This is a genomic window from Legionella pelazae (assembly GCF_052527395.1).
Genome location: NZ_JBNVZS010000007.1, coordinates 140,362 through 164,277, shown reverse-complemented (window position 1 = coordinate 164,277; position 23,916 = coordinate 140,362). Strand labels below are relative to the sequence as shown.

Here is a 23,916-nt window from a genome sequence, read left to right as displayed (position 1 = left end):
ATGATTAGCATAAACAATAAGGAATTTGGTGGTATCTGGCAAATGCCTTCTGATAAAGCAAATGAAGTGCCAGCACAGTGGCTAAGTTACCTCTCTGTTAACAACCTTTATATTATTTTAGAGCAGGCACAAAAATTAGGCGCAGTTATTAAAACACCTATGACAGCCATAGGAAATTATGGACACTTTGCAATAATTATTGATCCTACAGGCGCTACTATTGCTCTTTGGGAGCCACAGTCTAAATGCCCTACTGAGAACTAAACGATTTTAAAATATATAAAGCTATCCGCTAATTAGGCAGATAGCTAGGAATTATTCAACTGTAACTGATTTCGCCAAATTACGAGGCTGATCAACATCTGTACCCTTCGCTACTGCCACATGGTAAGCAAGTAACTGTAATGGAATCGTATAAATGATGGGAGCAATCCAATGCCCGCACGTGGGAACAGGAATTAACTGTGCGCCATTAGGTTGCCAGGCTTGTGAATCATCGACAAAAACAATCAATTGGCCACCGCGAGCACTCACTTCATGTAAATTTGATTTTAATTTATCTAATAGCTCATCATTAGGCGCTATAGCAATAACTGGCATTTCATTATCAACTAAAGCCAGAGGACCGTGCTTTAGTTCTCCAGCTGGATAAGCTTCCGCATGAATATAAGAAATCTCCTTAAGCTTTAAGGCGCCTTCTAAAGCTACAGGATATTGCACACCTCGGCCTAGAAAAAGTGCATGCGATTTAGTTACAAATAGTTGTGATAGAGATTCAATATGCCTGTCCATTTGTAAAACGCGCTCACAACAAGCTGGTAACTCTTTTAATTGATTTAATACCTCTGTTGTGCGTTCATCACTACATAATGCTGCGGCTAGCATTAAAAAAGCAGCTAATTGGGTCGTAAACGCTTTGGTTGAAGCAACTCCAATTTCAATACCTGCTCGAGTTAAAAATGCACAATCTGCTTCACGAACCAAGGTGCTTGTTGAGACATTGCAAATAGCTAAAGTAGCTAAATAGTTCAAAGATTTGGCCTTATGTAGCGCTGCCAATGTATCAGCAGTTTCACCAGATTGGGAGACAGCAATAAAAAGGGTGCCTTTATTAACTACAACATCTCGATAGCGATATTCACTTGCTATCTCTACTTGTGCAGAAATACCTGCTAGAGATTCTAACCAATAACGAGCAATAAGACCGGCATGATAACTCGTTCCACAAGCTATAATATGAATTTGTTTGATATCTTTAAATAACCTGGCAGCTTCTACACCGAAGCTCGCTCTTACAACCTCTTGTGAAGCAACGCGGCCTTCTAGCGTATCTACTAAGACTTTGCTTTGCTCATAAATTTCTTTCAACATAAAATGACGATACTTACCTTTATTTATCATTTGACTATCACCATCAAATGCCTGTGTCTGTCGACTTACTGGCTGACCATTCATATCATAAATATCAATTTTACCGTCATGTAGATGAGCACTATCTCCTTCTTCTAGATAGATTACTTCCTCGGCAAATGCACCTAAAGCTAGTGCATCAGAGGCAATAAATTGCTCATCGATACCTAATCCGAGTACAAGTGGACTACCTTTTTTAATAGCTACCAATTCGTGTGGACGTTGCTCATGAATAACACCTAAAGCAAATGCACCATGCATTAATTTTGCGGCTTCTTGTACAGCACGTAATAAATTTTCATGTTGTTGATAATGATAATGGACTAAATGAGCTGCTACTTCAGTATCTGTCTCGGAAGAAAATTCATAACCAGCTTTTTCTAATTGCTCACGTAAGGCATCATGATTTTCAATAATTCCATTATGGACAACTGCTATTTGCCCATTAGAAAGATGAGGATGAGCATTTTCCTCACAAGGTTTTCCATGAGTTGCCCAGCGTGTATGAGCAATACCCATGTTGCCACTAACAGCCGTTTCTTTCATAGCGTCTGCCAAAGCCTGCACTTTACCTTGAATACGGACCCGTTTTAAACAGCCTTTATTGTTAATAACTGCGATACCTGCAGAATCATAGCCGCGATATTCAAGACGCCTAAGCCCCGCTAATAAAATCTGGCTAATATCGCGTTGAGATATTGCACCTATAATTCCACACATGTCGCATTACTCCTTAATTTAATTTCCAGTATCGGCATACTGCTTAAATTAAAAAACGTGCAGTATGCCATAATAAATATCCTTATTTAAATATTAGCTTTTTATAAGGTGCGCACAATTCGTTTTATAGCCATGTGCTTTCATGACTAAACAAATTTCATCTGCTAAGAATAAATGCGCCTTAGTTGTTGGATGAATCTCATCCCAAAAGAGGTAATCATCAGGATTACTACAAACATGATAATTTTTCTCATTAGGAGCGAAATTTTTATCTTGGTACTGTAGTGCTTCCGCATATTCAAGCACGAAGTTACCTTTAAATGGGGAATCTTTTAACACTTTATACATAGGGAATTTAATATCTATACAAGCATCAGTTACATTTTTAAAGCCAAAGAGGGCGGGATTCTCGATTGCTTTATACAAGATAGGCTGAATATCGACAAAGAGAAAATCAGCATCAGGAAAAGTACTTTGCCATTCTGTTATTTTCTGCGCCAAACGTTCGTTATGAGTTTGACTAACAAAGTTTAATAAATCACTATCCGCTGTATTTACATACTTAGGTGCAACGCCTACTGATGGCACGCCTAAAATAACAAAACGTTTAGCGCCAGCTTTAACTAACTTTTGTACAGAATAGTCTAGACCTGTAATGACATTATCTATGTAAGCGCTTAATCGAGTAGGCTCATAATTATCTTCAAATCTAAAGGTATTAAGATAATCATTACCGCCAATAAAGATAAAATAAACTGGCTCATCACTTAGTTGTTCATTAACTAATAAATGTGCTTGGACAGTTAAACCTAAGCTAGGCGGGATTAACTTACCAACAATTAAGTTTTTTACTGTTAACAGAGGGTGACGTATTAAATTCCATATTGTCAATTGATGATCATAAGTAACAGTCCAACTACCTCCGAATGCTTTATTGACAAAATAACGCTTATCTTCTCTATCAACAGAAAGCATAGGTGCTAAATATTCAGCCCAAACCCGGCCATTAGAAAAGTGATCTTGCCAATAAGGCTCGCCAGGTAAGATTGGTGCTTTTTTAACCTTTGAAATAAGGGACGCAAGCATAGGCCCAACACCCGTATCAAAAAAATCTGTTACCATATCGATACCCGTATCGAGAAGAATTTGAGGAATATAATATTCTTCCGCAAATTCAGTCATTTTGTTAATAACAAATACTTTTACAGGATAAACCAGATAAGCAGGGCTTTCTTCTTTTCTTAGACTTTTTAAAAGGTGCGTAGTATTACCTGTATCAGAAAGACTATCGCCAAAAATTACCATGGATTTAACAGGCACCTCTGCTCTTACCAAGATAGGTAAAAAGAATGCAAGTATAAATAAGATCCTGCACAACTTTGTGCAATATGACATAGTCCCCTCCTTAGGTTAAAAAATTCCTTTTACAACTTGTTAGTGCTCAAAATTTAAGCAACCAGGCCTTACAAGATTTGTACAGTAGTCACCAGTTTTGAAAATAGAGATACTTTTAGATTAAAGACTGATGTCTATTTATTGTCAATCTGATTATCATGTAGCTTTTTATTTTTGTCTATTATAATTAGAATTCGTAGTAACTTAGTCAATGTTTTATTTACTTAATTTCAATAATGTAAGTCTCTTTCTTCAATTAGTAATTATTTTTTTTTAATAGTCTTGCACGATCACGCTGCCAATCCCGCTCTTTTATTGTGTCACGCTTATCATGAGTTTTTTTACCTTTTGCTAAAGCCAATTTCATCTTTACAAGGTTTTTACGCCAATATAATGATAAAGGGATTAAGGTATAGCCTTGCCTTTCTACGCTGCCAATTAACTTATTTAATTCTTGTTTATTTAATAAAAGCTTACGTGTTCTTATAGGATCAGGATATAAATGTTTTGCAGCAGTAGGTAACGGCTGAATTTGCGCACCTAATAAAAACGCTTCATTGTGCTTAATAATAACGTGCGCATCAGATAAATTTATCTTACCAGCACGCAGACTTTTTACTTCCCAACCTTCAAGTACTAAACCTGCCTCATACTCATCTTCAATAAAATAATCGAAACGAGCTTTCTTATTTAGGGCTATAGAGGCATTTTGATCTTTACTGCTCATTAATCGCCTAACTGAATACTAAAAGATAGAGTATAACATTGGCTAGGAAAATTGGTGAAGCTATAAAATAGTAATCTATAGCCTCGCCGACTAAGCTTTAGACAAGGCGCAAGTGATTGAGGCGAAGGAATGTAGATAGAATACATGACTTAAAGCCGAATGAACTTGCAACGCTGTATAAAGCTTAGTGGGTGAGGCTATAAATGGAAACTTCATTAAGCAGCGCATTTATAAACCCTTGTTAATTACAGATTGCCAAATAAAGACAGTCACTTTAAATTTGTTTGTTCAATTTAACTTATAAATATAAAATAAAACGTGTATTTAAATTTAGGAGACGTCATGAAAGTTGGTGATAAGGTACCTGATTTTCAATTTGCAGCAACCAATGGTATTAACGCTAATTTATCTGACTACCAAGGTAAATGGGTGATACTTTATTTTTATCCAAAAGATGCAACGCCAGGCTGTACAACCCAAGGGCAGAATTTTCGCGATTCATATGTAAGCTTTCAAGCATTAAATGCTTTAGTATTGGGTGTTTCCCGTGACAGCATTAAATCGCACGAGAAATTTAAATCAAACCAGGCCTTTCCCTTTGAACTTATCAGCGATAATGATGAGAAATTATGTCAGTTGTTTGACGTTATTAAAATGAAAAATATGTATGGCAAACAAGTAAGGGGAATAGAACGTAGTACCTTTCTTATTAACCCTCGAGGTGTTTTAACTTATGAATGGCGAAAAGTTAGTGTACCTAATCATGTTGATGAAGTATTAACTACGCTAAGAAAATTACAGAAAGAATCTGCTGTTGTAGATATTAGTTCTCATTAAAATGTTAAGACCTAATTATATTGTTAAAACACCTTAAAGAGACCTTGACGGAGACTAGTCAGGTTATCACAATGAATGCTTTGGCTGATGGAGTAGTTTATGGATAACAAGGGATATAAAAATAAGCTTTTTGTGCTTGATACAAACATCATGATGAGTGATCCAACAGCAATTTATCGTTTTGATGAGCATGATATTTATTTGCCTATGGTTGTTTTAGAAGAATTAGACAGCCATAAAACCGGGCTTTCTGATGTAGCCCGTAACGTTCGGCAAACAAACCGAATGTTGGTTGAATTAATGAGTGGTGCAACCCATAAACAAATTGTTGAGGGACTTCCCATTCCTAGCTTCCTACATCATGACAATAGTAAAACTACAGGCCGCTTATTTTTCCAAACAGATGATTTTGAGCAAATAGGATCAAGTACCCTACCTGGACATAAGCCTGATAACACTTTATTAGCAACTGCACTTGGCTTACAAAAAAAATATCCGGAACGACAAATCATTATTATTTCTAAAGATATTAATTTACGGATTAAAGCAGGCATCTTAGGCATCAAAGCGGAAGATTATTACAATGATCAGGTGCTTGATGATGTTAGCTTATTACATAGTGGCTTGCACTTTTTAGATAATAATTTTTGGGATACTCATGTTAAAGACATGAATGCTTGGCAGGAAAATGGCAAAAGTTTTTATAAAATTAGCGGTCCTTTAACCCACCATTGGAATGCCAATGATTGTTTAAGTACCGAAGATAATCAATTTCAAGCCATTGTAAAAAAAGTTGAAGCAGAACATGCCATTATACAAGTCGCTCGCGATTATACTCAGCCCAAACATACGGTCTGGGGAATTAATGCCCGCAATAGAGAACAAAATTTCTCCTTAAATTTATTACTTGACCCAGATATTGATTTTGTAACGCTACAAGGATCAGCTGGCACAGGGAAAACCTTACTTACGATTGCAGCTGGTTTAACCCAAGTTTTAGATCAAAACCGCTATGCCGAAATTATTATGACTAGAGTAACTATTCCTGTTGGCGAAGATATTGGCTTTCTGCCTGGGACAGAAGAAGAAAAAATGACACCTTGGATGGGTGCTTTAATGGATAATTTAGAAGTACTGCATAGCTCACAAGAAGGTGGCAGCTTTGGTCGTAATGCAACCCAAGATCTTTTACAAAATAAAATTAAAATTCGCTCTTTAAATTACATGCGTGGACGAACTTTTTTAAGCCGATTTATCATCATTGATGAAGCCCAAAACTTAACACCTAAACAAATTAAAACATTAGTAACACGTGCAGGCCCTGGCACTAAAGTTGTTTGTCTAGGCGATATTAAGCAAATTGATACGCCTTATTTAACTGAAACAACCTCCGGCCTTACTTTTGCCGTTGATCGGTTTAAGCATTGGGAGCATAGCGCGCATATGACTCTATTGCGCGGAGAACGATCAAGACTTGCTTATTATGCAGCTGAGCATTTATAGTACGTCTTTTAAAAGAGGATAACCGATGAACAATCATGCCATCACCTTTGATGATGTATTATTAGTCCCTGCTTACAATCATCATGAGTCAAGGAGAGTCGTCGATATTAGTATGACTGACCGGTTGGGTAAACTTAATTTACAACTACCGGTTATTAGCTCCAATATGGATACAATTACTGAAAGCAAAATGGCTAATTTTATGCGCGGTAAAGGTGGCATTGGTGCCTTACATCGTTTTTTAAGCGTTGAGGATAATATTGCTGAATTTAAGCGCTGCACAGGTCCAGTTTTTGTCTCTGTTGGTTGTAGCGAAGCGGAATTACAACGAGCAGAAGCATTAAGGGATGCCGGTGCTGATTACTTCTGTGTTGATGTTGCTCATGCACACGCTAAATATGTAGGTAAGACCTTAAAAAGCCTACGGCAATTATTAGGCACACGGTGTATTATGGCTGGCAATGTTGCCACCTATGCCGGGGCTGACTATCTAGCTTCTTGTGGCGCTGACATCATTAAAGCCGGTATTGGTGGCGGCTCTGTATGTAGTACTCGAATTAAAACTGGCTTTGGTATTCCTATGTTAACCTGTATTCAAGATTGTGCTCGTTCAGACCGTTCCATTGTTGCCGATGGTGGCATTCGCACATCAGGTGACATTGTTAAGGCATTAGCGTTTGGTGCTGATTTTGTCATGATTGGTGGCATGCTTGCAGGTACTGAGCCAACGCCGGGTGATGTTATTACTAAAGAAAATGGAAAAAAAGTTAAGCGTTATCGTGGAATGGCCTCTCGTGAAGCCCAAGAGGAATTTCTAGGTCAGATGCATGAGTGGAAAACAGCAGAAGGGGTTGCCACTGAAGTACCCTATCGTAATAATCACGAAGCCATTATTGCGGATATCATTGGTGGACTGCGTTCTGGTTTAACTTATGCTGGGGCAGATACTATTACAGAATTACAACGTAAATTAAATTATGTAATTGTTACTCAAGCTGGTCGTTTAGAAAGCTTGCCGCATAAACTGATGGAAATTTAATAAGTGAACAAAACAGCCCTATCAATTAGGGCTGTCTTAAAGTAAATTAAATTTATTACAGTACCATGGCCATTGCTTCTGGGTTTTCTTCCACAAACTTACCTATATCCTGTACATTATTCATATTCATATTCTGCTGTTTATGATCGTCATCATATTTTTTTGAACAATCTTGATCATCGGAGTCTTTAGCTTCTGGGAATGCCATCTTCATTACCTCTTCATTCGTAGATTCCGAACTCATCAACATAGGTGTCAAATTTGGACTGTCTCCTAAATCTGGACTTGGACTTGGATTTGAAGCCATAATAATCACCTCAACTAACTGTATAAGCAATCAAATTTTAAGCTAATTATATTGAGCTTGACTCAATTACTAACATCACTAAATAATTAGATTGTATTAATATTAATTAAAATAAATTTTACTGCAACTAAATTAATTATAAACCATGTTGGCTTATTTTTTACACTTTTTTAGCAATTAAGGCAGCTTAATGAAGCATGAAGACTTACGCTGTATCTATATGGGGACTCAGCTATCTATAATAAGCGCTAAAGATACCGACATTATAGCACCCAAAAAATTAACTAATCGGAAAAACCGCAGTGCCCTTCTACTTTTGCATGGTTTTTCTTCTACGCCGGGCGTATATCGGTTTTTATTACCGCATATTAAGGATTTTTATGACAGTTTAATGATACCCGCCTTGCCAGGCCATGTAGAAAGTATTAAAGCTTTTAGCCAGATAAAAGGTAGCGAATTAATTCATTTTGCCGAACAAGCCTGTGCCTCTTTGTTGGACAACTATCAATATGTTGACGTACTGGGACTGTCATTAGGTGGGCTTCTTGGTTGTCATTTAAGTAATAAATTTAACTTGCGACATTTATATTTACTCGCACCCGCTTTAGAATTAACTCTCAACGTAACAAAAACAATCTGGTTAATTCAGTTTTTAAAAACAATGGGTTTTCGCAGCATCCGCAGCGCAGCTGGCAATATTTATCTTTCTTCAGAGCAACAACAAATCTATCAGAAAATGACATTAAAAAGAGGGTTTAGTTTAAAAGAATTTAGGGGAGGAGAAATTGCTTACCGGCAAATTCCTCTAGAAGTTAGCCTTGAAATACTTAAACTGATTCGGGAGTTTCCATTTACTGCCCCCACCTGCCCTACTGATTTATTTTTAGGTGCGCATGATAAAGTAGTTGATAGTCAGCAGGTTGCCAACCGCTTTAAAAATTATTCTCATATCACAATTCAATGGCTACCTAATTCCGCCCATGTTTTACCATTAGATAATGATATTCAAACTATTATTCAATGCTTTCAAAAAAATGCTATTAAATAATGTTGATGTAACTGTAATTAGGCAAATTAGCTATCCATGTACGTATTTTTAAGGGGTTAGCACCTGATTTTCATCTGGTGCAAAGCTGTTTTCTTGTTGCGGGCCAAAAACACCGAGCTTGCCAGCCTTTCTTGCTACTGATTGATCCATTTTATCTTGAATCAATACTTTTACTTTATCATGACCCAAAATAGCTGCCATTTCATGCGGTAAAATACTAAAGTTACCGTCTTCATCGGCTTTTCTTGTTTCTATAAATTTTTTGGCTCTCTCTTTTGCCTCTTTATCACCATACTCTTGCACATTCTCTTCTATCTCTTCAATGCTTGCTTTATAAGTATCAAATCTGCAGCCTTCAACGGCAATTAAAGCGGAAACGATGTTAACATTACCCGTTACTGCCGCCGCAATAAGGGGAGTTTGACCTTCAGAGTTAGCTTGATTGACATCAGCTCCTGCCTTTATCAAAGCAGCAACGGTCTGTTCATCACCCCTGTAAACTGCTACATAAAGCGGTGATTCACGATAATCAGTACAAGCCTTATTAACATCAGCGCCTTTATCTTCTATTAGGACGCTAATAGCTTCTGTATAACCTTTTTCAACTGCGATATAAAGAGGAGTTTGGTAAAAAAAATCATATTTATTTAATTCAGCACCTTTTTTGAGTAACGCTTTAATGGCTAGTAACTTATTATTTTTGACAGCAACATGAAGAGGGGTTTCACAATCAGCATTGGTTTGATTCACATTAACATTTCTTTCTAATAGGGCGTTAATGACTTCTATATAGCCTTTTCGTACTGCAACATGAAGCGGTGATTCAATATTATTACTGGATTTATCAACATTAGCACCATTTTTAATTAAAGCGATAGCGGCTTCTATATTGCCTATTTGTAATGCCAAATGAAGCGGTGTTTCACCCTGCTCATTGGGTTGATTAATATCAGCACCATTCTTTATTAATGCAGCTATTGCTTCTGGATGATTACCCCGGACTGCCAGATGAAGAGCAGTTCCGTATTTTTTATTAGTATAATGGATATCTGCGCCCGCTGCTAATAGCTTACTAATTAACTCAACATGACCATTATAAGCTGCGCATTGTAAAGGAGTCCCACCTTCATGGCCTTTCTTGCCTTCGCCATCTTCTGTATTTATCAATCCTAAACGTTGTAATTTGGGTACAACATTAATCTCTCCACTCATTAATCCTGAATTAAGCTCGTTACGCCTTTTTTGCTTAAAGCCTTGCATAAAATCAATGGTAGTTTTATCTATATTAGGCGCTTTTAAGATAAGAACTGCTAATGGCAAAGGCCACTCGACTGATCGATAATTAAGAAATGCCATGAAGGCATCTTGGCGCTCTTTTTGTTCTAATCGGGTCAAAGAGCTAATTTGTTTTGTATAAGCTGCTAGTGCCCTTATAAGAGGCTCTGGCAATGATGGTCTCTCAACTTTATTCGGATTAACGTACTTTATTAACACTTGCGCAGGTAAATTTTGTGCAATTTGTTCTTCTTTGCTTAAGCTCTGATAATCTTTCAGCTCCTGAAATGGAAAATTAAGTAGTGCATCTATGGCTTCTACTTTGCCTTGTATAATATATTCTAAGATTACATCTAATCTTTTCTCAGGGCTAAGCGAAGCTAATGTTACATCCATATCTTGAAGAGACTCTTCCTTAGTTTCTTTTTTAACAGGCGGTTTGGATGGTTGGCTTCTAACATTTGACTGCGTAGCTTGTTTCTGTAATTGTTGTTTTTTTCCTTTATTGGTTCCTTTAGAAGTAGAGTTTTGAATTGCGGTCTTAGCATCAGCTTCAGGATTAACCCGACTCAGATATGCTTCCAAAGGAGTAAGCTCTGCTTTACTTTCAGTTACTTCTTGTTTCATTTCTGATGAATTCTTTAAATAATTTTTTTCAATTTCAAGAATCATCGCCTGTAGTTTAGGATCAGGGTCAGATTTCGCCCTTGCCTTTAATTCTTCAACACGTTTACGCCAATCCTCTTCTGAAGAGACGTGAACTTCCTGGCTTGGCGCATACGCTGAAGAGTTTCCGTTAATAGATTTTTTTAATCTAGCGGTTATAGCTGCAATATCATGCTGCTCTGGTTGATAAATAATGAGAGAGGCTTGTGCACGCGTGATAGCAACAAAGAGCTCGTTAAAAATATTGTTATGACAAATGTTACCATCCTTACATCCTTTGGGTATCTTGCCTTCCTCTAGAGCTTTTTGTAAATCAATTTCTGGCTCTCGGCTTATAGGCTTATTAGCTGCTTTAAAACCATCTTGTTCAAAAAATTTGTAGAGCAACACTTCTTTGGCTTGCAGGCCTTTCATCTGCTTAGCGGTAAAGACGCGTTCCCGGCCAAATTTAGACACAGCATCTTCAAAGTGTTCAGGGCTTGTGATAACAACAAAATCAGCATTCTCGCGATTATTTTTACTAATTATTGCAAGCTTTTCGCTATCGGATTCTTTGCTCTTAGAATCACTGCCCCCCAACCAAACTACATTCCCTTTTTTTTGTTCCCCAATGCCTTCGATGAAGGGTAGTTCATTACTATCAGCAACCGCTGACCCACCAATAGCTTGATATTTAAGGATCAAGCTTTCATTAGCGAAGCGTATAATTGGCTCAGCACAGCGATAAGAGGCATGAAGTGCACTATTTTGAATGGCCTCTTTTTCTCCTACTTCCCAAAAAAGGGTTTTTAGAAAAGGGATGGTTGATTCGCTACCAAATAAACGTTGATGATCCCCTACACAAACCACTAGGTTCTTTCTAGCTGTGTTTCTGTCAATTTGTACCAGTGTTCGCAGTTGCTGCCTTGATAAATCTTGTGCTTCATCCACACCAACAAAATCATACTGCCGGCTAAGCACAACAGGCTTAAATGCTAAATCTACTTTTTTATCTTGCTTGTTAAGATGGCTGCGATATGCTTCATACACTTGCCAGATTGTCTTACGAGCCTTAGGGTCGGCAAATAAGGATAAATTATCGTTAACCTGATTATTATAAGTATCAAGGTTTGAATACCCTGACATCGTATGCAGCTCTTGATAAATGAGCGCAGCATTGTCCTTGCCCATAGGTAACGCGGCCTGCTTACCATGCTTGTTGTTGTGTTTTTTGGCGTAATCTTCTAGGTACCACTTAATAAATTCTGTTTCGCCTATGAACGTGATTGCTTGTCCTGGGTGATTAGCCTTATAAATATCTTCTGGTGTTTGGAATTCTATGCATTTAATCCACTCTGGCTTAATGCTGCGATCCTTTTTACACATCTCTTGCCATTCCTTCTGCATTTGCTCCACCAAAAACTTTGATTTTGCTAACACTAAAATACGCGGAAGTTGGCCTTCTTCTTTCTGTGCTGCCCAATGGGCCATATTGTGTTTAATTAAGGCTAAAAGGGTGCTTGTTTTACCTGAGCCGGGTGCGCCACTGATAATTCTGGGCAAAGAAGCCTTCTTTAATGATTCCTGCTCATCATCTAAAAAAATATACTGTTGATTAACGTACTCTACTTGTGTTGTTTCTTTGATTTCCAACTCTGATTTTTCTTCTTTACCTGAACCCACTTCAACGTAGGCTTGCGTTAACTCTTCTTTTTCTGCGTCGCTTAAACTTACTATGCCGCCGCCATTTTTAAGTTTTTCATACTCATGACGAGTAAAGATTTTTGTCACGACCCAAACCTGTTCCCCTAACTTTGTTTTAATTGGACAGAGTATAATTCTTCTTTCTCGATTATCTCGGATACTATAGAGGGGTTGAGCACCTTTACTATGTAATTTTTCTAAATTAAGCGAGGAATGTGATGGATTTTCCCTAAATATCTGTAGTGTTTCTTCATAGTCCGCAAAATCGATACCAAATTCTTTTATGACCTGAGAACGAATAAAAATTTTCATTACAACTACCTAATAAATAGAAAATAAATTAGGCTTATTGTACCATATTTACACAAATAGAATCAATTGCTTTCAAAAATAGAAAATAGTGTCATTTTAAAAATCGCTCAGCAAATATTCTACAGCTATTAAATTTTCTAAGGTACTATGAGTTTAGTCATTTTCTAAGACTATAAAGCAGCTAAATACAGGTAGCTTTATTGGTTAGCTGGCTTTTAGGCCTAAATCTAGAAATTAGCTTAGCTATTTATTATATCGAGTATACTCTTCGACAAAAGGACTATTTAAATCGCGCATATCGAGCACTGCACCATCAAATGCCATAAAATCAGTCTTCATGTCTGGAATTTCATAAAAATAAATATCACTAGCGTCAGTTGCCAAAGTATGCTGCCGTTTGATAGCTAATAATTCTGCTACGGCGCGTTGATGTGTTTTAGCAAATAAACGTTTAGCACGTAAATAACGACCTTTAAAGTGCGCATAATCCCATAACTCTAAGTCTAATTTATTGACAATACCAGCCAATTGGATGGTTGAATGGCCGCGACCACGAATAGTTAACCAGTCACTCTTGACCCAATATAAACTAATATTAGCGTCACCTCTTAAATCAAGGTTCGAAAGATTAACCACCCCGCTTAATTGAATTGTAGGATTTCCCGTAACAACTAATTGTAGATTAGAGGATTTAATACCACTTATAGAAAGATAGCCTGGACCATGGACTTCAAGGCGACCTAAATTAATATTACCACCAAGACGCGTTTCTCCCGGATTGGTAATGAATAAATCTAATAACCCTGAGTTTAAATGTTGGCCATTAATTGTGCCACTGCCTTGATAGGAAAAAGTGTTTAAATGGCGTGTGCGAATTTCTATATTAATAGGACCATGTTGGGGATAAGCATCTAACAGTGATACAAATAATCTACTATTACTAGAGGAAATATTAATTTGAGCTAAATCACGTGGATCACCCCGTAAAATCACTTTAGATTTAGCATAACCTGTATGTAAACTAACATTTATTCTACCGTGCACAATGACATCATTAAAGGCAGGTAACACTCTTGTCTGCGTTGTTTTACCTACAGTAAGAATCGTTTTTGGAGCAGATACATAAGTTCGAGTGCACCCAGCAAGAAATAATATTAGAAAAAATAATATTAATGAGCGCCTCAGCATAAGTTATTTGTCCATTTAAATTTATTTCCCTACATTAGACGAACTTACTTCAGCACGCAAGGTTAATGCTTAAATCTTGCTATAAATTTCCTTAAATCAAATGGTTGAAAAGTTTTTTTAGAAAAATTAGAAATACTTACCATCGTTGGACAACCATCATACCGATTAAAACCTTTTGCTTTTAGCACTAATGAGTTAAGTGGTTCGTTAAATGGAATTAAAGCAGGTAACTGAATAAAAATATCAACCAAATAGCCATTTTTGCAACCTAAATAAATTTTATTTACTGCTTCTATACCAAATGATTGCCCAATAACTTCTTTTAATTGTGTTAAGGGTACTCGTTGTCCTACATGACTATGCAGGAAATTACCTAAGACAGTCGCCTGTGCTTCCTGAGTTAAACGCAAAGCCAGAGAAAAATAATCATCATTAGATAAAATTTGACAAGTGCCGTGCTTATACCATTCATGTCTTTCTAAACAACTTCCTACTGCAAAACTAGGCATAAGTAATCGTAATAGATTAGCTACCTTCTCACTAAAATCTAAGGCAGGATAATCACAGTGATTAGACTGAGGCCTGGTATTACAAAAACCATAAGCTTGTCCACAAACGTCTTGATTAGGCCATAAACCATGTAAAACCAAATGACTAGCTTGGTAGCTATTTGAGGGAAGACGTAAGCATTCAGGTTTGCCTGCCTCATAGCCGTAAGTCTGACAGAAACCTGGTTGCCAACTTAGCGCTAATACATAACTATCCGCCATACCAGGCACTTGTTGACAATTTGCTTGATTAATTTCAAATGAAGCATAACCACAATCACTATTTACCCAACGCAAAGGGTATTGAGAATTTTCTGGAATCTCAATACGAAACCAATCAGGATTATTTGCACGATTTATTTCATTAATCTGATAATGCGTATTAGGCTGAACGAATAAGCCATCAGGATTAGTTTTTTTATTTTTCGAGAGATAAGCAGGACAAATTTTTGCTGCTTCAAATTCACCTACTACCGGTAGTGCTAGCGTTGTTAGTGAAAATAAGAACAGAAAAAGGCCAACCCTGTATTTCATATACGCGTCCTAGCAACGAGATTTTATTTATTATACTGTTTTATCAGCAGTATATGAACATTATTTTAGGTAAATTGGTGAAATAATAAGATGTAAGCCTTAACTTCTTACATTAAGAAAAAAAATAGCAGCAAATGACTATTATTTTAAAAATAAGGTGCAAGAAAGCACTTTCTTATTAAGAAGAGATTTAATTGACAAGACTCATCTTTCCTACCAATAACAGACAGGCAGCTATTGGTAGGAGATGAAAAAAAGCAGATTAGACAGCAGTTACTTCTTCTGCCTGTAGTCCTTTAGGACCTTTTGTTACAGTAAATTTTACTTTTTGACCTTCGAGTAACGTTTTACGGCCAGCAGCACTCACAATTGAGCGGAAGTGAACGAAAACGTCATCTTGACCATTATCACGACTAATAAAGCCATAACCTTTATCATCATTAAACCACTTAACGTGGCCAGTTTCTATAGCAGACATGTATACTTTCCAATTTAAATTAAACACATACTTGATCCATTAAGCCAATAACAAAGCATCGTAGGAGTCTATTGCGCGATAAATATGCCACTTTGGAATACAAAGGAAGGATGTTATGCACTGGTAGTAACAATGTTTCATTTAGGATTGCTGGAATGCAAGTAATTTTATTATAACCTATAATCGGCAAAATTGCATCATAAGTGATGATATTTAATTAATATTGTAAGCATCTATAGAGTGCTAGAATACTTTAATTTAGTAAGTTAATTGATTTTAATAAAACAATAGGAAAGGTTTTTCTATGAAAAATGTACTATTAAATTTATCTTTTGTATTCATTACTTTTTTAAGCATAAATAAAAGTATTGGCTATGCAAAAGATAATTATATTGTATTAATTACAGATCCGAATGTCTTGGCAGTTCCTATTAAAGACAACTGTGAACTTTTAATTAACTTAAAGAGTCAAAAGGAAATTGCCTACGGTAGCTCACCTGAAATTCCTAACAATCAGGACTACACCAAATTGCGAAACACAGTCTATCAAAAGCTTAAACAAGCGCAAAAACTATTGCCAAAAGGCTTACATTTTTGCCTATATGAAGGTTATCGAAGTATCAATTTACAAAAAAAACTATTTGATAATCGTTTTAATATTGTTAAAAAACAACATCCAAATTGGTCTAGGGAGCAAATTTTTAAGGAGACTACTAAATTAGTTTCTCCAGTTATAAATTTAGATACTACAAAAAACATACCTGCCCATTCTACAGGAGGCGCTGTTGATATTTACTTAATTGATGATGCAGGCAAGCCTGTTGATATGGGTATTCATCCTAAAGACTGGATAAAGGATGATGGTTCTTTATCACGCACTGCATCGCAAAAAATTTCTCTACAGGCCAAAAAAAATCGAGCCATTATGAGTAAAGCGCTAACTGCCGTTGGTTTTGTTAATTATCCAACTGAATATTGGCACTGGTCCTATGGTGATCGGTATTGGGCTTTCTTCATGCAAAAGCCTCATGCTATTTATAGTAGTTATGCGAAAAAAACTGATTTAACCCTTTAAAAATTATGATATAGCTACTGGCATATAGCCTTGCTCACTAATCTTCAGGAAAGGCGCAAGTGATTAAGGCGAGGGAGTGTATAAAGGGGATACAGGGCTAAAATCGAGTGAGCTTGCAACACGATATAAAGCTTAATAGGTGAAGCATATTTTGCAAGCATTTTAATAATAGAGTTAGTATATTTTAATATCTTTAATTTATTTAAAGAGGATTTAGCGGTTTTAATGGTCTATCTTTATTTGCTCTGCTCATTGGATCCCGCTTATAGTTAGCAACTAATTGCCACAATTTTTCACCTCTCCAATTATATTGGCCAGGATGATAGATTGCCCTTGACAACTCATTAATCTCTCTTTTCAGAGCCATATCACTGACAATTTTATTTATATCATCTAAATTCAAAAATTCTAAGTCAGGCCACTGCCAACGAGCCCAGTTAAGTAAAGAAACTCGTGCAAGTTCTGGCTGATTGGTTAAACAGGCTTGTTTTAACTGAGCGAATACCTTTCTTTTACTTATATGACTAGCCGTCCCTGGTCGATTTCGCGCCCACCATAATAATAAAGTTAATAGCCATGCTATAGCAAAACCTCCTGCTAGCCACCAGGGCAAATTATTAGTGCTCTCACTACTTAAGTCATTTATAAGCTGGCTGTTATTTACCTCTGTCTCATTATCTATTTTAGGTGTTGTAGTTGGAGACTGCTGCATAGGTACTGCTGTGGCTGTAGTAGTGCTAGCATTAGTAGAATTAGTAGTGTTAGCAACAACATTTAACGTTAATTCAGGTAAAGTAGCTATTTCGGTTTTATTAGTAACAATATTAAACCAGGGTAATTGCACGGCCGGAATAGTAATCTTGCCAGGTTTATTTAACAAGTAGGTAATATTAATAGTCGCTGTCCCGATAAGTTCAAATTGGTGGAATCTATTTTTCTCGATAGGCCTTTCAGGATAAACACTAAATTGATCCGTATTATTAAATGTTAAACTGGGAAGTAACTGTGCTGGCGTGCCTACTGCTTGTAATGTAATAGTACGTCTTAATGTATTTCCTTGTTGTAAGGAATTTGTAGTTTGATCATATTTCTCGGTTAAGTTAATTTGTTTGGCAGGTAGCCAATTTTTTCCTTGAAAACTTGCAGGTATGGGTTTTACTTGTAATTTACTAGCAGAAGCTTGAACATGAATAGGCTCTGGAATAGCGTCGTAAATCAAGGCATTAAAAGAAGGGGGGGCAATATTTAATTCACCACTTTTCTGTGGAAAAATAGCATATTGTTGTTCTTCTACAGAATAGATTCGACCATTTTCAGCTGCCTGATAACGTCGCCCGTCGCCTAGAGGAATTAACAAAGCATCATCCATTTGTGGACCTTGATAATTAACGTCTAGCAAGCGTCGGCTATTATACAATTTGACTGTATAAATAACTTGTTCATTAACATAAGGATGTTTATTACTGAGTTCAGCGGTTAATATAACATCTTGCTGTTTATCTACGGTAGTTGGATTGGTGCTGCTTTGATCATTGACAACTTCAATTGTTTTAGCCTGTGTATACTCTTGCCCAACACGAATAGCAGGGATGGATAAGACGCCAGTTTTTTTAGGTAATAACAAAACTGTCCATTGATTACTAGAGGTGGCTGTCCCGTTAATAATACTGTAGTTAGTACTTCTTTCTGTACCTACAATAGTGAAATCGGTCTGCAAAGGCGTTAAGTCAGGCACACCTGTAGGCATCTTATCATTGGTAATGGTAAGGCGAAATGTTTCGCCCTTTTTTACTTTCGTTGCATCGACTTGCAACGTTAATTCGGCGTGTATAATGCTACTATAAATTACGATAATGACCGCAAAAATTAGTCTTTTCATTGATACCACCCATGTTGTCTACGAATATAATCTCGAAGAAATTTTTCTCTTAGCAATCCACCTGGATCATCTGGAATTAAGCGTAGCCATTGCTCTTTTGCTTGCTCCTTCTCCTGCTCTTGAGGAGACTGCATAGTCTTTGATGCCTGCATTGCTTGCTCTTTAGGCTCTTGCTTATTTTGCTTAGCGGGTTCCTGCTTATCTTGGTTAGCAGGCTGGTTTTTATTATTGTTATTTTGCTTATTTTCAGATGTTTGACTATCTGACTGCTTATCCAGTTGATTTTGTTTTTCCTGGGAATTCAAGCTTTGCTCGGATTGAGGCTGTTGATTATTATTCTGTTGCTGGCTCTGTTTATCTTTATTCTGGTTAGCTGCACTATTCTGACTTTGCTTATCCTGCTGTTTATTTTGTTGCCCTTGTTTATCTTGCCGATTTTTATCTTGTTGTTGATTATTTGTTTGTTGTTGTTTATTTTGCTGAGAATTTGCTTGTTTTTCTTTTTGTTTTTTTAATAAGTCTTCTAGTAGGCGGCGATTATATAAGGCATCTTTATTAGCTGGATTTAATGTTAATGCTTGATTATAGGCTTTTATTGCTTCTTCATACTTACCTAGATGTGCTAAAGCATTACCTTGATTATAATAGCCTTGCTCAGTTTGCAAAGTGCCAAAAGTCTGCGCAGCTTTTTGATAGTCGCCGGCACGATAGGCAGCACTAGCACGCCAAGCAGGCTTATTAAAGGTTGTTTGTGCTTTTTTAAACTGACCTTTCTGCATTAATCGCTCACCCTGTTGGTCTTTTGTTAACCAAAGATCTTGCCAAGTAAAAGCATAACTATTACATGCTATTAAAAGTAGTAAAAGCTTAAATAACCTTATCATGAATCAATCCTCTGTAGCCAACCACGTCGAAACAAAGGTAATAGTAAAAGAAGAGCAGGTAGCAAGAACCAGCGCCCTTCATCACGCCAAACAGGGGTATCTTTGTATTCATTTTGAGTAAATTGCTGGTTTTTGTTGGCTGTAGCTAACCATTGTTCTAAATCTCTTGGTGTATCATTTAATGATAAAATTATACCGCGTCCTGCCCTAGCAAATGACTTAAATAAAGGCGATAGGGATTCATTAGCAACAATGGGCATGATAGATGTTGTAATGCCTTGGTCAGCTAGCTTTTTAGCAACATCACTCGCTTGGGTATCAGGTGGGGTCCCCGTTAATACTAGTAGTTGACCTTCAGTAAAACCGGCTTGCTTAATTAATCGAGCACTTTCTTTAAGAGCATCATTTAATTGTTGCCCGCCAATAGGCATTATGTCAGGCGTAAGAGAAGGTAAAAGTGCATCAATTGTTTTAGCATCTTCAGTTAAAGGTGAAACGACAAACGGCTGGCTGGTAAAAACAACTAATCCCAATTGACCAGTATCTGTTTGATTAAATAAATCATGTAATTTAAATTTAGCTCTAGTTAATCTATCAGGCGTCAGATCTGTATTTAACATACTTTCAGACATATCTAAAATGATAACTCGTGGTTGTATTGCCTGAAAGGTAGGAACAGGTAAACGAACCCAACTAGGTCCAGCCAAGCTAATTATTAGAAAAATTCCTGTACCTAACAAAAGTAAAAGGCTGCTATATCGTTTGCCTACTTCTTTAGACTGAATTAATTGCTCAAGTAGATGTCTATCGCAAATAGCACTCCAGGATTCCAAGCGTGGATTTTGGCGTGTTAATTGCCAGATTAATAAGATTAAAGGGAGTAAAGCAATTAACCACCACGGTCGTAAAAAATGAAAATCAGCTATCATTCTATAACCTCATTCATTGTATGACGATTCCAAGGCAACCGAAATTGCTTGATTAAACCAGCTTTCTCACTTAACCAATAGAAAAATAACACGAGTGCAATACCTAAAGGCCAGGGATAATACTCTTTTTTTGGTCGCGCTGTCGCTTGCTCTTGTGATGTTGTTTCCAATTTATTTATCTTGTTATAAATTTCCTGCAAGGTTTGAGTATCTGTTGCGCGAAAATAAAGACCGCCTGTAAGCTTGGCAATCTCTTGTAAGGTATTTTCATCTAAATCAGCACCTGCATTAAAGCTAAAGAAAGGATCATTGGGTACTTGCAATTCGGCTTCAGAACCTAGCCCAATGGTATAAACTTTTATCTTATCCTGTTTTGCTAATTCAGCTGCCTTTAACGGATTTAATACACCAGAGTTATTTGCGCCATCCGTTAATAAAATAATGACTCGGCTTGCTGGCGAAACATCTTGTAATCGTTTTACAGCCAAACCTAACGCATCACCAATAGAGGTTGTTTTACCTGCTAAGCCAACGGTTGCATCATCAAGCCGCATTAGTACACTGTGTCTATCAAAAGTTAAAGGTGTTTGTAAGTACGCTTGACTACCAAATAAAATAAGACCAATTCGATCACCTACGCGAGCCCGCACAAATTCCTCAGCAGCCCGTTTTACTACAGTCAAACGGCTAACAGGCTGTCCATTAAGCAGCATATCATTGAGCTCCATGCTACCTGATAAGTCCAGGACCATCATGATATTTCGCCCTTCTTGAGACAAAGGAATGGGCTCCCCGACCCAACGTGGTCCTGCTGCCGCCAATACAATTAAGGTCCAAATAATAAAAAATAAGCTAATTCGATTTGAACGAGCTAAAGTTAATTTCTCCTTATCAATAATGGACTGCAAAGCTTTATAAAAAGGCAGTTTCAATGCAGCTGGCAGGATTAAAGTAGCAGGTGGCAGAAAAAACCAAATAAGAAATGGCGGTATAATAAGTAGCAAAAACCACGGAGCTGCTAATTCGAACATGGAATACCTCGCTGTTTAATCCAAGCATAGGCGCGGCTAAATAAGGGTTTTAAATTAACTTTCTGGCTTCGGCTCTGATAGGGTAAAATTAATAAGCACTCGCGAACAGCATTAAAATTAATATTTTTAGACGTCTTATTTAAGAAATTAATCCAGTCTTCACCTTGCAGGCTAGCTACGTCTTGCCGCGGGAAATAAACCAAAGCAACTCGTCTTAATAATTCAGAAATTTTCGCGCAAGTAGCAGAAACATCACCATTTCTTAAATATTCTTGCTCATAGTTATCTAATAATTGACAGGCCTGCCGTTTAGCTCGTGCATACTGGCGCTGCCGGTACGCTATTGTAACTAATAGACTTATAATGAGCAAAATCAAGACAGTTAAAATATACCAACCTGGCGCCAAAGGCCACCACCCTATTGAGCTAGGCAAGTGAATATCATGCAATTTAGCTAATACTTGTGGGTCAGACACGTTGCCTCCGCGGAAAAGTTTGATTAACTAATTGCGATAGATCTGTTTCGGCTGTTACTTGAGAATAGGGAATTTGTAATCGTTTTAAACTGGTTTGAATTTTAAACTGTTGTTTGTCGCACCAAGCTTTATAATCTTCAGTTAATTTTGGATACGTAGTATCTAATAACAATTCTTGTTTACCATCCGTAATAGCATATAAAGCCGGTTTTGGTGGGGAAAGTTCTAGAGGATCACAAATGTGATAGGTTAATAAATCATTATTAATTTTTAAACGACTAAGATGCGGCTCGCATTTCTCATCTAATTCATAAAAGTCACTGATTAAAACGATAAGGCTTCCCGGCCTAACTACATGATGTAATTTACTTATAATTTGGTTTAAAGGGACTGTTTTACTTTCATTTTGTACTTGGCGAAACTGTTTTGTATAGTGGTTAAGAGCCGCTAGTAAGGGTAGTACGCCTGCTTCACGGGACCTTGGCATAAATTCATTATGCTCTCGCGGTGAGAATAAAAGAGCCCCTACTCTGTCTCCTTGACTTACTGCAGCCCAAGCAATTAAGGCAGCTAATCGCGCAGCAACAACCGATTTAAAAGCATGTCGCGTTCCAAAATACATAGAAGGATTAAAATCAACAAGCAATATAACAGGTCTTTCTCTTTCTTCTTGATAAACTTTAATATGTGGTCTTCCTGTACGAGCAGTTACACGCCACTCCATGTGACGTATTTCATCGCCAGCTTGATAATTCCTAACTTCAGCAAAGTCCATGCCTCGCCCACGAATGCAAGAGAGATGATTACCAGTTCTTACTGCTCTAGCATCCATATGCGCACGCTTACGATTAACTAAGCGTCTTAGAGCGATTAATTCATCAAGTTCTGTAATAAGACCGTAAGTCATACTTTTCCTAAGGAATTGCTACTAAACGTAATAATGAATCAATAAAGTTATCACTATTAATACCTTCAGCTTCTGCCTCATAGCTTAATAAAATTCGATGTCTTAAGACATCATGAGCGATAGTATGAATATCATCAGGTGTAACAAAATCTCTGCCAGAAAGCCAAGCATGTGCTTTAGAGCACCGATCAAGCGCTATTGTCGCACGCGGGCTTGCACCAAAGCGTAGCCACCGCCCTAAATCGCTGCTATAAACACTAGGGTTACGTGTTGCAACAACAAGCTGGACTAAATAATTTTCTAGTGGTTCACTCATATGCACGTTTAAAACTTGCTGACGTGCTACAAAAAGGGTACGTTGATCAAGCGGTTGTATATTAAAATCTGAATTTTTTTGCCTATTATAGGTACCAGATGCTTCTCGGCGTGCTAGTTTCAAAATATCATGCTCTACCGAAGCATCAGGGTAATCAATTTTTACATACATTAAAAAACGATCCAGTTGTGCTTCCGGTAAAGGATAAGTTCCTTCTTGCTCAATAGGATTTTGTGTTGCCATAACTAGAAACAGCTCAGGCAGTGGATAAGTTTTACCTCCAATGGTAACTTGTCGTTCAGCCATGGCCTCTAATAATGCGGCCTGTACTTTTGCAGGCGCACGATTAATTTCATCAGCTAATAGAAGATGGTGAAAAATAGGCCCGGGTTGAAATACAAAAGAGCCGTCTTGAGGGTGAAAAACATCTGTACCTGTTAAGTCACCAGGTAATAAATCAGGGGTGAACTGAATACGATGAAACTTTCCCTCAACTACAGCAGACAATTCTTTTACAGCTCGTGTCTTAGCTAGCCCCGGAGCGCCCTCAACGAGTAAATGCCCATCTGCAAGTAAAGCAATTAACAAGCGTGAAACTAGCTCTCTTTGTCCGAGTATACGTTGATTAAGATAGTTATTTAATTGCAAAATTTGCTGTTGTATCATCTCTATCTTGCTAAGGTCTAATTGCTCCATATCTTTTACCATGTGCAAAAAAAGATAATCGTATCTTGAAATTTAATAGATGC

At 37.2% G+C, this 23,916-nt stretch carries 21 protein-coding genes; 6 read left to right on the top strand and 15 right to left on the bottom strand.

Annotated features, from left to right (window positions below; genetic code table 11):
• A partial coding sequence (locus ACQUW5_RS09335; protein WP_510175239.1) for a VOC family protein occupies window positions 1–264 on the top strand: 264 nt, incomplete at its 5' end.
• Between the two features lie 51 nt (window positions 265–315).
• On the opposite strand, the gene glmS is transcribed toward ACQUW5_RS09335, so the two are convergent.
• The 3 genes from glmS to smpB all read right to left on the bottom strand — a co-directional run bounded on the left by glmS (window position 316) and on the right by smpB (window position 4,252).
• Window positions 316–2,130, bottom strand: a complete 1,815-nt coding sequence (gene glmS / locus ACQUW5_RS09330) for a glutamine--fructose-6-phosphate transaminase (isomerizing) (protein WP_444990967.1) — start codon at window positions 2,128–2,130, stop codon at window positions 316–318.
• A 93-nt stretch (window positions 2,131–2,223) separates the two neighbouring features.
• Entirely contained in the window at window positions 2,224–3,525 is a 1,302-nt protein-coding gene (gene plaC, locus ACQUW5_RS09325; RefSeq protein ID WP_444990966.1) for a lysophospholipase/glycerophospholipid:cholesterol acyltransferase PlaC, read from the bottom strand.
• Window positions 3,526–3,781: 256 nt separating this feature from the next.
• A complete protein-coding gene (gene smpB, locus ACQUW5_RS09320; protein WP_444990965.1) occupies window positions 3,782–4,252 on the bottom strand; it encodes an SsrA-binding protein SmpB in 471 nt (156 codons plus the stop codon).
• A gap of 342 nt (window positions 4,253–4,594) precedes the next feature.
• Between smpB and ACQUW5_RS09315 the strand changes: the two genes are divergently transcribed.
• The 3 genes from ACQUW5_RS09315 to ACQUW5_RS09305 all read left to right on the top strand — a co-directional run bounded on the left by ACQUW5_RS09315 (window position 4,595) and on the right by ACQUW5_RS09305 (window position 7,631).
• Window positions 4,595–5,089, top strand: a complete 495-nt coding sequence (locus ACQUW5_RS09315; protein ID WP_444990964.1) for a peroxiredoxin — start codon at window positions 4,595–4,597, stop codon at window positions 5,087–5,089.
• Between the two features lie 99 nt (window positions 5,090–5,188).
• A complete protein-coding gene (locus tag ACQUW5_RS09310; RefSeq protein ID WP_444990963.1) occupies window positions 5,189–6,592 on the top strand; it encodes a PhoH family protein in 1,404 nt (467 codons plus the stop codon).
• A 25-nt stretch (window positions 6,593–6,617) separates the two neighbouring features.
• The gene (locus tag ACQUW5_RS09305; protein WP_444990962.1) at window positions 6,618–7,631 is read left to right on the top strand and encodes a guanosine monophosphate reductase; all 1,014 of its coding nucleotides are present in this window, start codon (window positions 6,618–6,620) and stop codon (window positions 7,629–7,631) included.
• Between the two features lie 55 nt (window positions 7,632–7,686).
• Here the strand turns inward: ACQUW5_RS09305 and ACQUW5_RS09300 are convergent, their stop codons facing one another.
• Entirely contained in the window at window positions 7,687–7,938 is a 252-nt protein-coding gene (locus ACQUW5_RS09300) for a hypothetical protein (protein ID WP_444990961.1), read from the bottom strand.
• A gap of 190 nt (window positions 7,939–8,128) precedes the next feature.
• Here ACQUW5_RS09300 and ACQUW5_RS09295 point away from each other — a divergent pair, with 190 nt between their 5' ends.
• Complete coding sequence (locus ACQUW5_RS09295) at window positions 8,129–8,986, top strand: alpha/beta hydrolase (protein WP_444990960.1); 858 nt, start codon at window positions 8,129–8,131, stop codon at window positions 8,984–8,986.
• A gap of 48 nt (window positions 8,987–9,034) precedes the next feature.
• Here ACQUW5_RS09295 and ACQUW5_RS09290 read toward each other — a convergent pair whose 3' ends face one another.
• From ACQUW5_RS09290 to ACQUW5_RS09275, 4 genes are all read right to left on the bottom strand, one after another.
• Window positions 9,035–12,922, bottom strand: coding sequence for an ankyrin repeat domain-containing protein (locus ACQUW5_RS09290; protein ID WP_444990959.1), 3,888 nt, complete (start codon window positions 12,920–12,922; stop codon window positions 9,035–9,037).
• Between the two features lie 243 nt (window positions 12,923–13,165).
• Window positions 13,166–14,110 (bottom strand): GIN domain-containing protein, encoded by a 945-nt coding sequence (locus tag ACQUW5_RS09285; protein WP_444990958.1) that lies wholly within the window; start codon window positions 14,108–14,110, stop codon window positions 13,166–13,168.
• A gap of 62 nt (window positions 14,111–14,172) precedes the next feature.
• Window positions 14,173–15,192 carry a ribonuclease T2 family protein gene (locus tag ACQUW5_RS09280; protein WP_444990957.1) on the bottom strand — a complete coding sequence of 340 codons (1,020 nt, stop codon included), beginning with the start codon at window positions 15,190–15,192 and terminating at the stop codon, window positions 14,173–14,175.
• 262 nt (window positions 15,193–15,454) lie between these two features.
• Window positions 15,455–15,670, bottom strand: a complete 216-nt coding sequence (locus tag ACQUW5_RS09275; protein WP_115332360.1) for a cold-shock protein — start codon at window positions 15,668–15,670, stop codon at window positions 15,455–15,457.
• Between the two features lie 304 nt (window positions 15,671–15,974).
• On the opposite strand from ACQUW5_RS09275, the gene ACQUW5_RS09270 reads away from it, so the two are divergent.
• Window positions 15,975–16,745, top strand: coding sequence for a M15 family metallopeptidase (locus ACQUW5_RS09270; RefSeq protein ID WP_444990956.1), 771 nt, complete (start codon window positions 15,975–15,977; stop codon window positions 16,743–16,745).
• 202 nt (window positions 16,746–16,947) lie between these two features.
• Here the strand turns inward: ACQUW5_RS09270 and ACQUW5_RS09265 are convergent, their stop codons facing one another.
• Genes ACQUW5_RS09265 through ACQUW5_RS09235 form a run of 7 tightly spaced genes read right to left on the bottom strand, consistent with a single transcriptional unit; the run spans window position 16,948 to window position 23,863 of the window.
• Entirely contained in the window at window positions 16,948–18,624 is a 1,677-nt protein-coding gene (locus tag ACQUW5_RS09265; RefSeq protein ID WP_444990955.1) for a BatD family protein, read from the bottom strand.
• Complete coding sequence (locus ACQUW5_RS09260) at window positions 18,621–19,508, bottom strand: tetratricopeptide repeat protein (RefSeq protein WP_444990954.1); 888 nt, start codon at window positions 19,506–19,508, stop codon at window positions 18,621–18,623. The genes ACQUW5_RS09265 and ACQUW5_RS09260 overlap by 4 nt, the downstream gene beginning before the upstream one ends.
• Window positions 19,505–20,437: a vWA domain-containing protein gene (locus ACQUW5_RS09255; RefSeq protein WP_444990953.1), complete on the bottom strand. Its 933-nt coding sequence runs from the start codon at window positions 20,435–20,437 to the stop codon at window positions 19,505–19,507. The genes ACQUW5_RS09260 and ACQUW5_RS09255 overlap by 4 nt, the downstream gene beginning before the upstream one ends.
• Entirely contained in the window at window positions 20,434–21,468 is a 1,035-nt protein-coding gene (locus ACQUW5_RS09250; protein ID WP_444990952.1) for a vWA domain-containing protein, read from the bottom strand. Before ACQUW5_RS09250 ends, ACQUW5_RS09255 begins: the two co-directional genes overlap by 4 nt.
• Window positions 21,456–21,944: a DUF4381 domain-containing protein gene (locus tag ACQUW5_RS09245; protein ID WP_444990951.1), complete on the bottom strand. Its 489-nt coding sequence runs from the start codon at window positions 21,942–21,944 to the stop codon at window positions 21,456–21,458. Before ACQUW5_RS09245 ends, ACQUW5_RS09250 begins: the two co-directional genes overlap by 13 nt.
• Window positions 21,937–22,851, bottom strand: coding sequence for a DUF58 domain-containing protein (locus ACQUW5_RS09240; protein ID WP_444990950.1), 915 nt, complete (start codon window positions 22,849–22,851; stop codon window positions 21,937–21,939). Before ACQUW5_RS09240 ends, ACQUW5_RS09245 begins: the two co-directional genes overlap by 8 nt.
• A 7-nt stretch (window positions 22,852–22,858) precedes the next feature.
• Window positions 22,859–23,863, bottom strand: coding sequence for an AAA family ATPase (locus ACQUW5_RS09235; RefSeq protein WP_444990949.1), 1,005 nt, complete (start codon window positions 23,861–23,863; stop codon window positions 22,859–22,861).
• Between the last annotated feature and the right edge of the window lie 53 nt (window positions 23,864–23,916).

What these genes read in the sequence shown, in the direction of transcription:
- glmS (WP_444990967.1), bottom strand. Translation starts at nt 2,130, where the DNA reads ATGTGTGGAATTATAGGTGCAATATCTCAACGCGATATTAGCCAGATT.
- plaC (WP_444990966.1), bottom strand. Translation starts at nt 3,525, where the DNA reads ATGTCATATTGCACAAAGTTGTGCAGGATCTTATTTATACTTGCATTC.
- smpB (WP_444990965.1), bottom strand. Translation starts at nt 4,252, where the DNA reads ATGAGCAGTAAAGATCAAAATGCCTCTATAGCCCTAAATAAGAAAGCT.
- ACQUW5_RS09315 (WP_444990964.1), top strand. Translation starts at nt 4,595, where the DNA reads ATGAAAGTTGGTGATAAGGTACCTGATTTTCAATTTGCAGCAACCAAT.
- ACQUW5_RS09310 (WP_444990963.1), top strand. Translation starts at nt 5,189, where the DNA reads ATGGATAACAAGGGATATAAAAATAAGCTTTTTGTGCTTGATACAAAC.
- ACQUW5_RS09305 (WP_444990962.1), top strand. Translation starts at nt 6,618, where the DNA reads ATGAACAATCATGCCATCACCTTTGATGATGTATTATTAGTCCCTGCT.
- ACQUW5_RS09300 (WP_444990961.1), bottom strand. Translation starts at nt 7,938, where the DNA reads ATGGCTTCAAATCCAAGTCCAAGTCCAGATTTAGGAGACAGTCCAAAT.
- ACQUW5_RS09295 (WP_444990960.1), top strand. Translation starts at nt 8,129, where the DNA reads ATGAAGCATGAAGACTTACGCTGTATCTATATGGGGACTCAGCTATCT.
- ACQUW5_RS09290 (WP_444990959.1), bottom strand. Translation starts at nt 12,922, where the DNA reads ATGAAAATTTTTATTCGTTCTCAGGTCATAAAAGAATTTGGTATCGAT.
- ACQUW5_RS09285 (WP_444990958.1), bottom strand. Translation starts at nt 14,110, where the DNA reads ATGCTGAGGCGCTCATTAATATTATTTTTTCTAATATTATTTCTTGCT.
- ACQUW5_RS09280 (WP_444990957.1), bottom strand. Translation starts at nt 15,192, where the DNA reads ATGAAATACAGGGTTGGCCTTTTTCTGTTCTTATTTTCACTAACAACG.
- ACQUW5_RS09275 (WP_115332360.1), bottom strand. Translation starts at nt 15,670, where the DNA reads ATGTCTGCTATAGAAACTGGCCACGTTAAGTGGTTTAATGATGATAAA.
- ACQUW5_RS09270 (WP_444990956.1), top strand. Translation starts at nt 15,975, where the DNA reads ATGAAAAATGTACTATTAAATTTATCTTTTGTATTCATTACTTTTTTA.
- ACQUW5_RS09265 (WP_444990955.1), bottom strand. Translation starts at nt 18,624, where the DNA reads ATGAAAAGACTAATTTTTGCGGTCATTATCGTAATTTATAGTAGCATT.
- ACQUW5_RS09260 (WP_444990954.1), bottom strand. Translation starts at nt 19,508, where the DNA reads ATGATAAGGTTATTTAAGCTTTTACTACTTTTAATAGCATGTAATAGT.
- ACQUW5_RS09255 (WP_444990953.1), bottom strand. Translation starts at nt 20,437, where the DNA reads ATGATAGCTGATTTTCATTTTTTACGACCGTGGTGGTTAATTGCTTTA.
- ACQUW5_RS09250 (WP_444990952.1), bottom strand. Translation starts at nt 21,468, where the DNA reads ATGTTCGAATTAGCAGCTCCGTGGTTTTTGCTACTTATTATACCGCCA.
- ACQUW5_RS09240 (WP_444990950.1), bottom strand. Translation starts at nt 22,851, where the DNA reads ATGACTTACGGTCTTATTACAGAACTTGATGAATTAATCGCTCTAAGA.
- ACQUW5_RS09235 (WP_444990949.1), bottom strand. Translation starts at nt 23,863, where the DNA reads ATGGAGCAATTAGACCTTAGCAAGATAGAGATGATACAACAGCAAATT.